Origin of the sequence: Pedobacter agri (assembly GCF_032678665.1) — a bacterium.
Classification (GTDB): domain Bacteria; phylum Bacteroidota; class Bacteroidia; order Sphingobacteriales; family Sphingobacteriaceae; genus Pedobacter; species Pedobacter agri_A.
This window is the reverse complement of record NZ_JAVTSH010000003.1, coordinates 178741-191942: the sequence shown is the minus strand read 5'-3', so window position 1 is coordinate 191942 and position 13202 is coordinate 178741. Positions and strand designations below refer to the sequence as shown.

Below are 13202 nucleotides of genomic sequence, written 5' to 3'. Positions count from 1 at the left end.
CATCTATACATTTTTTCTGTTGTAATTGCTGTGAAACATATCCCATTTTTTTGAAAAACATAAACTATGAAAAATCAGATTTTATACGCAACAATGTTATCGGCTTCAGTTTTAGTCAGCTGCCAGTCGAATTCTAACAAAACTTCCGAGCCGCAAGGCGATTCGACAACTTTAAGTACAGAAACTCAGCAAGTAGAACTGCCAGCACCAGACACCACAGCATCAAAAGACAAGTTTAGTAAGGTGCTCGGCTGGCCGGAGAACAAAACTCCGGTTGCACCCGCAGGATTTGTGGTGACTAAATTTGCATCCGATATTAAAAGTCCGCGAAATACCTACATTGCACCGAATGGGGATGTATTGATTGTTTTAAGTAATTCTGAACGCAGTACCAAAGAAAAGATTGCCAACACCGTAACCGGAAAAGCAAAATCGGAGGTAGCCGGTGCCAGTGCCAATACCATTTTATTATACCGCGATGCCAATAAAGATGGCGTAGCAGAAATTAAAACCACTTTTTTATCTGGACTTAACCAACCTTATGGGGTAACCATTATTGGTAATTCATTTTATGTAGCCAATACCGACGGCTTGTGGCAATATCCTTACAAAACCGGCGACACGAAAATCTCTGGCACAGGAAAGAAAATTTTAAGTTTGCCTGCTGGAGGTTACAATAATCACTGGACAAGAAACCTGATTACCAATGAAGACAAAAGCAAAATCTATATAACAGTGGGTTCAGGAAGTAATGTGGGTGAAAATGGCATGGAAAACGAAGTTCGACGTGCTAATATTCTGGAGATTAACCCAGATGGTACCGGCGAAAAGATATATGCCTCTGGTTTAAGAAATCCGGTTGGTGTAGATTGGGCGCCTGGAACCAATATGTTGTGGACGGCTGTTAACGAGCGTGACGGATTAGGAGATGATTTAGTTCCTGACTACATTACCAGTGTAAAACCAGGTGCTTTCTATGGGTGGCCTTATGCTTATTTCGGCCCAAATGAAGATCCAAGATTGAAAGGTAAAAACCCAGAATTGGTCAAAAAAACCATTGCACCTGATGTTCCGGTTGGTTCACATACTGCCTCTTTAGGCCTTGCTTTTTACAAAGACAATAAATTCCCTGCAAAATATCATGGGGGTGCTTTTATCGGGCAACATGGTTCATGGAACCGTTCGGCCATATCAGGATATAAAGTTTTATTTGTTCCTTTTAAAGATGGAAAACCGGCAGGAAAACCTGAAGACTTTTTAACTGGTTTTATTGCTGATCGAGATAAAGCAGAAGTTTACGGAAGACCGGTTGGTGTAACCCAAACACCAGATGGCGCTTTGCTTGTTGCTGATGATGTAAGTGGCATAGTGTGGCGAGTAGCTGCAAAATAATTTAAACCCTAACATCCGCAGTTATGATTAATTTTATCTGCGGATGTTTTTCTGTTTTTTAAACCAACAAATATTGAAATATACATTTACTACACTTCTGTTGCTTTGTTGCGGCATTAGCTTCGCTCAAATCACAAAAACCGACAGCACCAGAAAACTTAATGAGGTAGTTATCCAGGGCTATTATAATACCCAACCACTTTTAAGATCAGTATCTGCGGTAAGTTTATTGGACAGCAATCAGCTCAAAAACCAGCAGAACAATTCATTGGTAAGTGCCTTCAATACCATTACAGGGGTGCGAATGGAAGAAAGATCGCCGGGAAGTTACCGTTTATCTTTGCGTGGAAGTTTATTGCGTTCACCTTTTGGCATTAGAAACATCAAAATTTATCTTGATGAACTTCCCTTAACTGATGCTGGCGGAAATACCTATTTAAATGCCCTTGATCCAACGGCCCTCCAGTCTGTTGAAGTGTATAAAGGCCCGGAGGCCAATATTTTCGGCGCCAATACCGGCGGAGCGGTCTTAATCCGATCCACAAATTTAGATCAGAATAAAGCAGAAGTATCACTCACAGCTGGATCTTATGGCCTGTTTCACCAAACCGCAAATATCGAAAGGAGCTTTAAAAATTACAGTTTTAGCGTTGTTGAAGGTTATCAGCGAAGTGATGGCTACCGCCAGAATAGTGGCATGGAGCGCAAATACCTGCAAACTTCGCACCGTTGGAATTATAACAACAAAGGCAGTTTGAAACTTTTCGCCTTTTACAGCGATTTAAGTTATAATACTCCGGGAGGATTAACTTCAGCTCAATTGATGCAAGACCCCAGATCTGCCAGGCCAGCTACCCCGACATTGCCCGGTGCCATTACCCAGCAAGCCGGAATCTACAACAAAACCACTTTTGCAGGGCTGACCAATACTTATCAATTTGCTCAAAATCTAAAACATGTAGTTTCAATTTTCACTACTTATACTGATTTCAAAAATCCGTTTATAACCAATTACGAAAAACGTTATGAAAGTACTTTGGGCCTGAGGACATTCCTCGAATATATACATGCAAAGGAAAACTTTAAAGTAAATGCCCAGCTAGGTATTGAAAGTGCAGGAACCACAACACAGGTTCGAAATTTTAATAACAATGCAGGCGAGGCAACATCAATGCAAGCATCAGACTGGTTAAACGCTAACCAGGATTTTGCTTTCTTAAGGTTGAATTTTGACCTCAACCAAAAACTTTTAATAGAGCTCGCTTCAAGCATAAACTTTTACAATTACCAATATGAAAGCTTCTTCCCCACCCCTGTTGCAAAGCAAAAACGTAAATTTAGCGAACAATGGATGCCAAAACTGGCCGCTTCCTATCTGCTAAACAATAGTCTTTCCTTACGGGCTTCTATCAGTAAAGGTTATTCGCCACCTACCATTGCTGAGGTAAGATCATCTGATAATAACATCAATAACAATCTCCAGGCCGAATTGGGTTGGAATTATGAAGCTGGCCTAAGATTTAACAGCAGAAACAATCGTTTTTATGCCAATGTAAATGTTTTCCAGTTTGAATTGCGTGATGCCATTGTGAGAAGGTTAAATGCGAATGACACTGAATTTTTCATTAATGCCGGCGGTACCAGGCAAAAAGGCGTTGAGTTAGAAACATCCCTTTGGATTATAAAAAACGAAGAATCATTTTTAACGGGCATTCAATTAAGAAGCAGTTATAGCTACAGTCATTTTCGTTTCAGTAATTTCCAAAATGGAAATACTAATTTTACAGGAAACAAACTCACAGGAGTGCCAGCAAATGTGATCGTTAGTCATTTACTGTTCGAATCGAAAATTGGAGTTTATCTCTTTGCACAACATAATTATACGAGTATGATTCCATTAAATGATGCCAATACAGCTTTTGCGGCAAAATATCATTTGGTAGAGCTAAAAACAGGTATTCGCGATTTAAATGTAGGCAAAACAAAAATCGAACTTTTTGCAGGCATAAATAATCTCCTAAACGAAAAATATAGCCTGGGCAACGATTTAAATGCTGTAGGTAACCGGTATTACAACCCGGCGGCAGGCATCAATTTCTATTCGGGATTAGCTGTAAAACTGTAAGCTTTGATTGAAATGCAGTCACCATTTTAGGCACTGCATTTCAATCGGCGCCGGTTTTCAGTTCGTTAACGCCATTTCCTTTACGATTAGTTCATTTACTACAATATCTGTTGTAAATCTTTTCGAACCGTCTTTTGCTTCGTAACTACCAGTTTGTAACCTGCCTTCAATGGTTAATTGTGTTCCTTTTTTAATCTGAGCTAAAGCCAGCTCTGCTTTTGCATTCCAAAAAGTTAAAGTAAACCATTGCGTCTTCTTTACCTCTTCGCCCGAAGCGCTTCTAAAATATTCATTTACCGCCAAATTAACTCTTGCTAATTTTTGATTTCCCGATAGGTTTTTTAATTCTGCATCTGCTCCTGCAAATCCACTTAATACCACTTTGTTAATTGCACTTTCCATAATTTCAAAATTTAAATAACTTGATATTTAACGAGCAGTAGCCACCACGACTACCGACAGAACAAAGTTGCAACAAGCGGTGAAACTTAGCCGGAGTTTAAGTATTTATAGTCGGGTATAAGCGTTTAAAACGGATAATGTGCGAATATTACGTAATCTGCGGGCTAATTGACCCCGGAAAATTTAAATTTTCGAAGATCAATTTTGAAATGCTTACAATTCTTTTTAGTTTTAACCATCATCCCATAATAAATTAATAAAATTATTATGGAACGCTTCTGTTTAGATTGTGGCAAAGCCCTGGTTGGCAGAGCCGATAAAAAATTCTGCGACGATTCTTGTCGAAACAATTATAATAACCGCATAAAGGGTGACTATTCTATCGTGGTTAAAAAAATAAACATGATTTTGAAAAAAAACCGTGCGATTTTGGCTGAATTCAATCCCGATGGCAAAGTAAAAATAAAGAAAGGCAAACTCGCTTCCGTAGGATTTAATTTTGACTACCATACCCATATCTATATCACTCAGGCCGGTAAAACCTACCAATTCTGTTATGAATATGGTTTTCTGCTGCTAAATGATGTTGAACTCCTGCTCGTAAAACGTGAAGAGAAATTATGGCTTACCTGATTTACTGAAAACCGCTGGTTGCATTTAAAGTAAAGCAACTAAACTGTATCACATTTTCCCAAATACCGCGTGATGAGGAAAGCGGATAATAACTGAATCCAGACACATTCAGGGTTGAACACAATCGAATTTAAACTGTTGGATTTTTTTTAAAACAGGCTGGCTAAATTCAAACTGTTAACTGATTATAAACGGTTCTAAACGTTTACAAACGGCTAATTGCGCAAAGCCCCGAAACGGTGTGCATCAGCTTTCCAGCCAACGTAAAACACCAAAACTACGTTTTAGTTTGATTGCACACCAATTACCAAATTATCAGCAATAATTAAAATGAAAACGATTGCCACAAGTATATTGATCTTTGCAGTGACCTTTGTTTACGGGCAGGAAATCCTTCGATTCAGAATAACTACGCCAAAAGCCATATATGGTCCGATAGTAAAAACTATGACTATTGACCATTCGGGAAAGTTAGACTTTGACTTCTATAGAAAACACTTTTTTACCCCTTATCACTACCCGCAACAAATGGTTGACCCAAACCATAAAAATGATACGGTGACGATATCGAATGACACGGCCAAAATTGGCAATTTTATTAACAATTGGAGTTATACTATAACTTACGATGCTCAATCTCGGGTCACTTCGTATAAATATTCGCCATGTATGCGTTGTTCGCAATTACCTTATCACTATTACTTTTTCTATAACCAACTTGGACAGGTAATAAAAATAAAAAATAATCTTAATGAAGATAATACCATCGAATTCAAATATGATACTAATGGAAATATTGTGAGTTTGAAGGAGTATAAATTTTCAGATTTGCGGCAAGAAATAGAATTAAAGAGTAAAAAATAATTACATCCTTTCCTAGATTTGAATCAGCCAAGTACATAGGCAAACTGTGTACATTTGATTAACTTTATTTGTAAATTAAATTGGTGCTTCCCTGCATACCGCAGGCAGGAATTGCCCCACTATCGCCAAGCCCCGAAACGTTAGCGGTCAGGCAAAAGCGAAACGTCAAAAACAGAAGAAATGAATAATATTTTAATTATAATTTTGACATTAACATTGTTGACTAACTGCAATAAATTGCAAAAACAAACTACGGGCGAAAATGAAAGAACTGCGCTTATTCCCGAACCAGACAAAGTGGAACGATTAAAGTATGAAGCAATTGAAAAACTAAAGCAAACAAATTGCATTTTTAGCGAACCTGACAAATCTATTTCTGGAATAATTTTAAGAAATTCTGAAAGTGCTACAAAAATTGTTGGTTCAGAAAATATTATTGACAAATTAGACCGTTATCGATTTTATTCAAAACTTGAAAGCGAAACGCTAACATTAACACAACATGCTGGAGATAGTAAAAACCAAATTTCAATTATTAAAGTTGAGAAATCGAATAAAGCAAGTTATGGATTTAAAGAGTTAAACATTGATGCTTTTCAAACAGAAAAAGGAATAAAATTAGGATTGACAAAAAAACAAATTATTGAAAAACTTGGGAATTGTTATACACCAATTGACAGTACAAAAGGTTATATCGAACTCTATTATGTAGTTGAACAACCAAAAGACAGCAAGTCGAAAATTTTAGAAAATAATAATATGCCTAAATATTTTGCGAGTTATAAATTATGGAATGACAGATTAGAAAAATTTGAATTTGGATTTGAATATCCGTGACAAAAAAGTCCGAACAGCTAACAAGAGTTTAGCTTCGCTGAAGACTTCGCCGTTTGCAATTCTGGGCGAAACTGTCATAAAGTGATGCACATGGCCCAAAATTCAATCCCATATTTACGGGAATCTTCAGTTCAACTTTTTTACAATGTTGAAGATTTCCCGATGTAAAATCAGTAAGCGTTGCACTTCCCTACCTGCAGCAAGCGGGCGTTGCCACGCCAAAGTGAAGAAAAAATATGGTCACCTTAACCAAGGTTTACTCACCCCTATCAATTTTCAGGTGCCTATCAGCCGAAAATATAAAACGAATAAAAATTTAATCCCGACACTTTTTTTGTAAAACCTAATCGAATTCTAATTAATCTGAATTTTTAGGGAATATGACTATAGATTTGATTAGACCTGATATTTTGGATAAGGTAAAGATTTGAAAATGGCATGATTGGATAACGGTAAATATTTGATTACCATACCCAAGAAGCAACAAAAGTCTAAGAACAACTAATGAAAAAAATCCTAGCATTCATCACACTATTGTTTGTACATTTTTTTGCTTTCGGACAAGTTGAACAAAAAAATTTTCATAGCAATGGCAAATTAAGACAAGTTGGTTTCTTAGATGCAAATCAGCTCCAAACTGGTGAATGGAAACTGTATCACGAGAATGGTCAGTTAGCGCAAATCGGAAAATACCTCAATGGATTAGAAATTGGAGAATGGAAACTTTACCACGAAAACGGGAAACCCTCAAGTGTAGAATTTTATAACAATGGAAAATTAATCGGAGAATCAAAAAGTTATGATGATAATGGCGGTTTAGAAATCATCGGAAATTATGATGATGGAAGAAAAACCGGTGAATGGAAATGGTATCACAACAATGGGAAACTGGAAAAAATAGGCTATTATAAAAATGATGAGCAAACAGGCGAATGAAAAGAATATTTCCCAAACGGTAAATTATCTCAGATATCAAACTGGGATCAGGGTAAATGCTCAGGAAAATTGGAAAGCTATAACATTGATGGGAAATTATTGAGTACAGGAATGTATGCTGATGGAAATAAAATTAATGAGTGGAAAGAATATTCGGAGAACGGTCAATTGTTGGAAATAGGAAATTTTGAAAACGGAAATGAAATTGGCGAATGGAAAAAGTATCACGAAAACGGACAGCTCTTATCTATTGGAAAATTTGAGAACAATCATAAAACAGGAGAATGGAAATGGTATGACGAAAGTGGTCAGTTAGATTTAATTGGAACCTATCAAAATGGAAAGCAAGTCGGCGAATGGAAATCATATTATGAAAACGGAAAAACTGCAAGCTTAGAATGCTATAACGATGGTAAATTATCAGGAGAATCAAAAAGATACAATACAAATGGCCAATTGTGGATTGTTGGAAAGTATGAAGATGGCAAACAGACCGGAGAGTGGAAGTGGTTCCACGACAATGGTAAAATGAAAACAGTTGGCAGTTATATTCAAGGAAAAAGCTCAGGAGAATGGCGTAGCTATCACGAAAATGGAAAATTGGAAAAAACTGGGCAATATGATGAGAGTGGAAAGCGAACAGGCGAATGGAAAACTTATCACAATAATGGGCAATTAGAAAGCGTCGGACAATCTAAAAATGGAAAGCAGCTGGGCGAATGGAAATACTTCGATAAAAAAGTAAAGTTTATAAAAAAAGAATTCAATAAATGATTACGAGTATGAACAGATCAGTTAAACGGAATAATCTTTTTCGCATTAAGTGGATGTCAAAAATTTCGATCGCAATATTGCTTTCATTTTCTTTTTGTTCATTTGCTCAGCAAAAAATACCTCCACCACCTATACCATCTTCAAAAAAGGTCTCAAATAAAAACCCTGGTTATAAGCCTATTTTATTAGAAAACAGGTTGGCGAAATTTCCATTTAAAAATGCATCAAAAGTCGATATAATTTCCTTCAACCTTGAAGCTGATAGACAGCTGGATGTTCCCATTTTAATCTCTAAAGATAGCTTTGTTAAAGATGATAAAAAGACAGACAATGCAGTTTTTATAGAACTTGCCACGCTAATTGCGCAAAAAAATTTAGACGGGATTAATCAAAGGAAAACACTCACATTGAGTTCGATTAACAAATTAACAGACATTTTATACAATACCTGTTCAAAATATAGCATTTACAGTTATTATCAATCAGGATGTTACAATCCCCGAAACGCCATCTTGTTTTATAATGATTCAGGCGAAGTTTTTGAGTATTTGGAAATCTGTTTCGAGTGTAATCAGATGTTAGCAGAACCACAGAAAATAGCTGGCTTACAAGATTATTGTAACAATACCTACACCGCTCTAAAAGCATTTTTTACGCAAAATGGTATGAAGACCCAAAAACGAACCAAAAATGAACCTTGAAAAATATGCCCTATTTTATGAAATCACAAGCATAATTTTCGGTATTTCAGTCTTTCTGGGATTATTGGGTTGGCTAATAGCTTTTGTATCTCAATTCGAAATGAGGTTTTTAAAATTTAAAAAAACTGGGTTAATATTAATATTCAATGCCATTTTCTGGGGTTTTGCCACATTAGGCATCTACACAAAATTGTATAACAACATTAGAGATGAGATCGCAACCCTTATGAAGGATCCAGCTACTGAAATATATCAAGAAGATTTTACTTATGGCAAATTATCATCAACCGAACTTAAAAATGAAATAAAGAAAATTAACGATCATAATTCAGGTCATTCTAACTATGGAAAATGTATGTTGTTAACCGTTATTAATAAAAAAACAAAGACATTTCATCTAACCATTTGTAAAGACACTCAACGAAATCACATATATTCGATATTCACAGATAAATACGATTTTATCGACCACGGCACTGAAATTGGAAGGATCTATAGTTAACTATAAAACGCCACCACCACTTTCATTAAGCGGTCAGCTTCTCACCCATGAAAAAATTACAACTGCTGAGGAAATTGCTTTTGCATATGAATCCAAAGCGTGGGATATTATACAAAACAGATGCTCAAGCGATAGGCATTAATTTAAAACAACAGAAAATCAAAGCTAAAATGAAACCGATGCTTTTTATATCGTTGATCCTGTTAACAATTTCTTGTAGCTACAGGAAACCGGAAAAAATACATACCGTTCAAAGTAACGGCACATTTGCTAAAGATAGTTTGACACCGGAAAAACCTGCTTTAAAAACAAGCCGTAATCAGCATATTAATATTGGATATGATGAAAATTACCAAAAGTTGCCGAAATTAATTTTCGAAACTGCCGATGAAGCTGAATTTTTAGCTCTTGAACAGAAAAGATATATTGAAACTTTTAAGCCTGAAGAAAAAGGTAATTTCTTCTACATTCAAAGCAGGTTAAAAAAGCATAAATTCAAAAAATATGATGATTATGGCGGCAAACTAAGTTGGAGCGGATTTGAGTTTTCAGGATATTATCCGGCTACTAAACTTTATGCCATTACAGAACATTCAACATCCGAAAATTTAAACTTTAGTCAGTTGTTTTTATTAGATAGTTTGAATGGTTATCACTATAATATCATTTCGTTTGGTGATGCAAGCGTGTCCTTACCTGTTCCATCCATCAATAATAAATACTTTGTTTATTTCTACAACGCGGTTTATGATCATTAAAACTGCGACATTGGAATCTTAAAAATAAATGATAAATCAAATCCTGAAACTTATTTAAGTGAATATGCCAGCTATCTCTCTGCTGATTTTGCAGTCGAAAAAATTATATGGAAAACAGACAATAGTTTCATTGTGAAAGGCTACGAGGAAGTTTATGAGCATAATGAATGGATAAAAAAATATAAATATTTCAAAACAGTATTTAAATAAATGGATTAACTCTCGGTTGAGCTGCGCTGGTGTCGCTCTGCGGAAAAGAAACTGAACATATTTATCCCCATGAAATAAGGTACACCTCTATGATAAGTTTTCAGACTAAATAAATAAGCCCTCGAATTCAACAAGCAAAAGAAATCGTAAAAATTCGTAAATTCAATATCTTAGTTAAAAGAATATTAATATGCCAACAACATCAAATTGTAACAGGCATTGACTATCGGATATGAAAACAACTCCTGAACACGACAAGCGAATTGCAAACATCACTTTTGCATCGGTTTATCCACATTACATCAAAAAGGCGGAAAGCAAAGGCAGAACCTTGGCAGAATTACATCAGGTTATTGAGTGGCTTACAGGTTTCGACACTGAAAAGCTGCAAGAACTTATAGAAGAGAAAGCCACATTTGAATTTTTTTTTAATAAAGCAGAATTGAATCCAAATGCACATTTAATAACGGGTGTAATTTGCGGCTACCGTATCGAAGAAATTGAAACGCCATTAACGAAACAAATACGGTATTTAGATAAGCTAATTGACGAGTTAGCGAAAGGAAAAAAGATGGAAAAAATTTTAAGGACTTAGTTTAATCAATATTATGGCGAAAACAAAAACAACTTATACCGGGCAAAATGTAGCAGATTTTATAAATTCTTATGTTGATAACGAGCAGAAAAAGACTGATAGTTTTCAACTGATTAAATTGATGGAAGCATGGTCAGCCGAAGAACCTAAAATGTTTGGTCCGAGCATCATTGGCTTCGGAAATTATCATTACAAGTACGCCAGCGGACATGAAGGAGATGCGCCAATTATTGGTTTTTCGCCCAGAAAAACTGCACTTACTTTATATGTTTGTGCTGAAACAGAAGTAAGTAAATTGTTGCTGCCAAACCTTGGCAAATTCAAAATGAGTAAAGCTTGTATTTACGTTAAAAAACTTTCTGATATTAACCTCGAGGTTTTGAAAGACCTTTGTTTGGACTCAATAAAATACATTAGTGAGCACAATGAATGTTCATGCAGGTAAAAGACTTAAATCTATTGAAGGAATCCATCTTCTTTCTAGGCAGCATCATTATTATTCTACTTATTTTGGTGAATAGGTTACAAACGCTTCAAAGCTAAAAAATGGCCGATATTAATTTTAACTCCTTTCCTATTTTAACAAGTGAAAGACTTACACTCAGGCAATTATCATTGACAGATCAGCAGGATATTTTCTCCTTACGTTCTGACAAAGAAATTAACCAATATCTGGACAGGAAACCAGCCGAAACGATTGAAGATGCCATCAGCTTTATCAATGTTATTAATGAAAACATCAAAAACAATAATTCGGTTTATTGGGTAATTACGCTCACAGAAACCAGAGAATTTGTTGGCACCATCTGTCTGTTTGATTTTTCGAATGATAAAAATAGTGTTGAAATTGGCTACGAACTCATCACGAGATTTCAAGGCCAAGGAATCATGACCGAGGCAATAGAAAGAGTTATTGACTACGCTTTTACAACCTTAAAAGTTCAAAAAATATTGGCCTACACCCATCATCGTAATCAGCATTCAACTAAATTATTGGCAAAGTTCAACTTTATTTTATCGAACAAAACTGATCAGCAAAATTCTGATTTTAATATCTTTACGTTGGCTTACACAGAGAACAAGTAACACAAACTAACTAATTTCATTAATCATGGCAATCATCAATCCACACATTAACTTCAATGGCAATGCCGAAGAAGCCTTTAATTTTTATAAATCAGCATTTGGCGGCGAGTTCCAAAGAATTGTACGTTTTAAGGATTTATCAAGTGAAGAATTTCCGGTAGACGAAAGTGAAGCAGAGAAAATCATGCACATCGCTTTATCGATCGGTCAAAATACCTTGATGGGCAATGATGTTCCGGCTTTTATGGGTAAGGTTGATGAAAATGAAAACCGATCGAAAATTTCTGTTAGTGCAGAAAGCCGTGAAGAAGCAGATAGGCTTTTTCAAACACTTTCAGCAGGTGGAACTGTTGAAGTGCCGATTGACGACAGCATGTGGGGTTCGTATTTTGGAATGTTCAGAGATAAATTTGGAATTGAATGGATGATAAACTTTGAGCCGGCAGTATAATTGGCAAGCGGCTCAAAACTAATATTAACATCAGTAATTGGTAGCCCCTATAATATAAAGTTTTAAATAAGACTGACCACTGATAGAAAGCCTGCTTAAATATTCTTCCCCGGTTATTTCGAATATTAATTCATCCCTGACGAATCATTAGGCAAATGAAGCGAATTTAAAGTTTAGCCTCAAGGGTTGAAATAGAACCTTTATTTTAGGATTGTTAAACTTATTCTAATTTATCGTTATGGCGAATGCAGCAAACCCGGAAAATAAAAAATTAACAAAGGCGCACATCTTCTTAATGGTGGGTGTGTTAGCGGCATTTATTCTTTATGGTTTTTATGAGGTGGTATGGAAGACAAAACTTAATGGCGCCACCCTGATTGATAACCCCACCGGCAAGCCACTTGCTGTAACCATCGATGGAAAAGATTATGAAATTCCTGCTAATTCTTTTGAAAAAATCGATCTGGAAATCGGTCATCACAAAATTAGTTGTAAAGCCTATCAAATCGCCGATCAGGATTTGCACCTCGACCCTACTGAATATGGCGTAATTAACCCAACAAAATCGAAATACGTTATTTACAACATCATTTACACAAAAAAAGACCTGAGCAGCAAATTCAAAGCCTATCAGGTAGAAGGCAAGGAAATTTATTCCCTGCTTGGGGAGCCAGAAGTGACAACAGCATTATTTATTCCAGACAGAACCCTGGGAAAAGGTAATATTGATGATAAGGAACCTGCTTTTGAGAATTACGATCGCTTTAATCAAGATTATGCCTATCTAGCTAAAATATTCAGGCTGAATGATTTTTTTGAATTTTATGATAAGAACAATAAGTAGTTTTTAATACAGGAGACACACAAACCTGTCGCATTTAACCCTCAATATTGCCGTATTTGCACAGTTGAAGCCATCTGTTATTTGCAGATATT

At 35.9% G+C, this 13202-nt stretch carries 16 protein-coding genes; 15 read left to right on the top strand and 1 reads right to left on the bottom strand.

Annotation, left to right across the window (positions count from 1 at the left end):
- Nucleotides 1–66 precede the first annotated feature (66 nt).
- Nucleotides 67–1392, top strand: a complete 1326-nt coding sequence (locus R2Q70_RS07315; protein WP_316806985.1) for a sorbosone dehydrogenase family protein — start codon at nucleotides 67–69, stop codon at nucleotides 1390–1392.
- A 73-nt stretch (nucleotides 1393–1465) separates the two neighbouring features.
- Complete coding sequence (locus R2Q70_RS07310) at nucleotides 1466–3517, top strand: TonB-dependent receptor (protein ID WP_316806984.1); 2052 nt, start codon at nucleotides 1466–1468, stop codon at nucleotides 3515–3517.
- Nucleotides 3518–3574: 57 nt separating this feature from the next.
- Here the strand turns inward: R2Q70_RS07310 and R2Q70_RS07305 are convergent, their stop codons facing one another.
- Nucleotides 3575–3919 carry a single-stranded DNA-binding protein gene (locus tag R2Q70_RS07305; protein ID WP_316806983.1) on the bottom strand — a complete coding sequence of 115 codons (345 nt, stop codon included), beginning with the start codon at nucleotides 3917–3919 and terminating at the stop codon, nucleotides 3575–3577.
- 267 nt (nucleotides 3920–4186) lie between these two features.
- Between R2Q70_RS07305 and R2Q70_RS07300 the strand changes: the two genes are divergently transcribed.
- The 13 genes from R2Q70_RS07300 to R2Q70_RS07240 all read left to right on the top strand — a co-directional run bounded on the left by R2Q70_RS07300 (nucleotide 4187) and on the right by R2Q70_RS07240 (nucleotide 13110).
- Nucleotides 4187–4552, top strand: coding sequence for a hypothetical protein (locus R2Q70_RS07300; RefSeq protein ID WP_316806982.1), 366 nt, complete (start codon nucleotides 4187–4189; stop codon nucleotides 4550–4552).
- A gap of 330 nt (nucleotides 4553–4882) precedes the next feature.
- The gene (locus R2Q70_RS07295) at nucleotides 4883–5416 is read left to right on the top strand and encodes a hypothetical protein (RefSeq protein WP_316806981.1); all 534 of its coding nucleotides are present in this window, start codon (nucleotides 4883–4885) and stop codon (nucleotides 5414–5416) included.
- 180 nt (nucleotides 5417–5596) lie between these two features.
- Nucleotides 5597–6253, top strand: coding sequence for a hypothetical protein (locus R2Q70_RS07290; RefSeq protein WP_316806980.1), 657 nt, complete (start codon nucleotides 5597–5599; stop codon nucleotides 6251–6253).
- 504 nt (nucleotides 6254–6757) lie between these two features.
- Complete coding sequence (locus tag R2Q70_RS07285; protein WP_316806979.1) at nucleotides 6758–7189, top strand: toxin-antitoxin system YwqK family antitoxin; 432 nt, start codon at nucleotides 6758–6760, stop codon at nucleotides 7187–7189.
- A 69-nt stretch (nucleotides 7190–7258) separates the two neighbouring features.
- Nucleotides 7259–7963, top strand: a complete 705-nt coding sequence (locus tag R2Q70_RS07280) for a hypothetical protein (RefSeq protein ID WP_316806978.1) — start codon at nucleotides 7259–7261, stop codon at nucleotides 7961–7963.
- A gap of 53 nt (nucleotides 7964–8016) precedes the next feature.
- Entirely contained in the window at nucleotides 8017–8664 is a 648-nt protein-coding gene (locus R2Q70_RS07275) for a hypothetical protein (protein ID WP_316806977.1), read from the top strand.
- Nucleotides 8654–9166 (top strand): hypothetical protein, encoded by a 513-nt coding sequence (locus R2Q70_RS07270; protein WP_316806976.1) that lies wholly within the window; start codon nucleotides 8654–8656, stop codon nucleotides 9164–9166. Before R2Q70_RS07275 ends, R2Q70_RS07270 begins: the two co-directional genes overlap by 11 nt.
- Nucleotides 9167–9213: 47 nt before the next feature.
- Nucleotides 9214–9924, top strand: a complete 711-nt coding sequence (locus tag R2Q70_RS07265; RefSeq protein WP_316806975.1) for a hypothetical protein — start codon at nucleotides 9214–9216, stop codon at nucleotides 9922–9924.
- A gap of 442 nt (nucleotides 9925–10366) precedes the next feature.
- Nucleotides 10367–10729, top strand: coding sequence for a DUF2200 domain-containing protein (locus tag R2Q70_RS07260; protein WP_316806974.1), 363 nt, complete (start codon nucleotides 10367–10369; stop codon nucleotides 10727–10729).
- Nucleotides 10730–10742: 13 nt separating this feature from the next.
- The gene (locus R2Q70_RS07255; protein WP_316806973.1) at nucleotides 10743–11174 is read left to right on the top strand and encodes a DUF1801 domain-containing protein; all 432 of its coding nucleotides are present in this window, start codon (nucleotides 10743–10745) and stop codon (nucleotides 11172–11174) included.
- 101 nt (nucleotides 11175–11275) lie between these two features.
- A complete protein-coding gene (locus R2Q70_RS07250; RefSeq protein ID WP_316806972.1) occupies nucleotides 11276–11815 on the top strand; it encodes a GNAT family N-acetyltransferase in 540 nt (179 codons plus the stop codon).
- Between the two features lie 25 nt (nucleotides 11816–11840).
- Nucleotides 11841–12266 (top strand): VOC family protein, encoded by a 426-nt coding sequence (locus R2Q70_RS07245; RefSeq protein ID WP_316806971.1) that lies wholly within the window; start codon nucleotides 11841–11843, stop codon nucleotides 12264–12266.
- A gap of 238 nt (nucleotides 12267–12504) precedes the next feature.
- Nucleotides 12505–13110: a hypothetical protein gene (locus tag R2Q70_RS07240; protein ID WP_316806970.1), complete on the top strand. Its 606-nt coding sequence runs from the start codon at nucleotides 12505–12507 to the stop codon at nucleotides 13108–13110.
- Nucleotides 13111–13202 lie beyond the last annotated feature (92 nt).